Origin of the sequence: Faecalibacter macacae, from assembly GCF_003687725.1 — a bacterium.
GTDB lineage: Bacteria > Bacteroidota > Bacteroidia > Flavobacteriales > Weeksellaceae > Empedobacter > Empedobacter macacae.
On sequence record NZ_RDOJ01000043.1, the window covers coordinates 1 to 1,521 of the forward strand.

At 47.1% G+C, this 1,521-nt stretch carries 1 rRNA gene; it reads left to right on the forward strand.

Annotated features, from left to right (window positions below):
• A 23S ribosomal RNA gene (locus tag EAH69_RS13835) occupies positions 1-1,521 on the forward strand; the annotation flags it as partial.

The window sequence follows — 1,521 nt, forward strand, 5'->3', positions numbered from 1 at the left end:
CAGGTACGGAGCCGAAGCGAAAGCGAGTCTGAATAGGGCGATGCAGTCAGTGGTATTAGACGCGAAACCTTGTGATCTACCCATGGGCAGGTTGAAGCTTTGGTAACACAAAGTGGAGGACCGAACCGGTTGACGTTGAAAAGTCTTCGGATGACCTGTGGGTAGGGGTGAAAGGCCAATCAAACTGGGAAATAGCTCGTACTCCCCGAAATGCATTTAGGTGCAGCGTTTAGTAAAGTATATTAGAGGTAGAGCTACTGATTGGATGCGGGGGCTTCACCGCCTACCAATTCCTGACAAACTCCGAATGCTAATATATGTTTCTAGGCAGTGAGGGCATGGGTGCTAAGGTCCATGTCCGAGAGGGAAAGAACCCAGACCATCAGCTAAGGTCCCCAAATATATGCTAAGTTGAAAAAACGCGGTTGGATTGCATAGACAGCTAGGATGTTAGCTTGGAAGCAGCTATTCATTTAACGAGTGCGTAACAGCTCACTAGTCGAGCGATCCGGCATGGATAATAATCGGGCATAAGCATATTACCGAAGCTATGGATTACATCTTTTGATGTACTGGTAGGGGAGCATTCTATCGACGTTGAAGTCACCTGGTAATGGGTGGTGGAGTTTATAGAAAAGAAAATGTAGGCATGAGTAACGATAAAATAAGTGAGAAACTTATTCGCCGTAAGACTAAGGTTTCCTAAGCTATGCTAATCAGCTTAGGGTTAGTCGGGACCTAACACGAACCCGAAGGGGGTAGTGGATGGCAAACGGGTTAATATTCCCGTACCTGCTCTCAACAAAAGTGACGGATGATTGTAGGTGGTGCGTACTGACGGAATAGTACGTTGAACTTAGGTAAACTAAGGATAGTACACCAAGGCTTCGGCTGGCGTGATAATCCACTGAAAATTGTCCCTAGAAATAGCGAGAGAAGCAGCCCGTACCGTAAACCGACACAGGTGGTCGAGGAGAGTATCCTAAGGCGCTCGAGTGAGTCATGGTTAAGGAATTAGGCAAAATAGTCTCGTAACTTCGGGAGAAGAGACGCTGGCGCAAGTCAGCCGCAGTAAAAAGGCCCAGGCGACTGTTTATCAAAAACACAGGACTCTGCAAAATCGAAAGATGACGTATAGGGTCTGACACCTGCCCGGTGCTGGAAGGTTAAGGAAGGGGGTTAGAAGCAATTCGAAGCTCTTAACTGAAGCCCCAGTAAACGGCGGCCGTAACTATAACGGTCCTAAGGTAGCGAAATTCCTTGTCGGGTAAGTTCCGACCTGCACGAATGGTGTAACGATCTGGGCACTGTCTCAACCATGAGCTCGGTGAAATTGTAGTATCGGTGAAGATGCCGGTTAATCGCAACGGGACGAAAAGACCCTGTGAACCTTTACTATAGCTTTGTATTGACTTCGGGTAAATAATGTGTAGGATAGGTGGGAGACTATGAAGGAGCATCGCTAGGTGTTTTGGAGTCATTGTTGAAATACCACCCTTTATTTACTTGGAGCCTAACTTC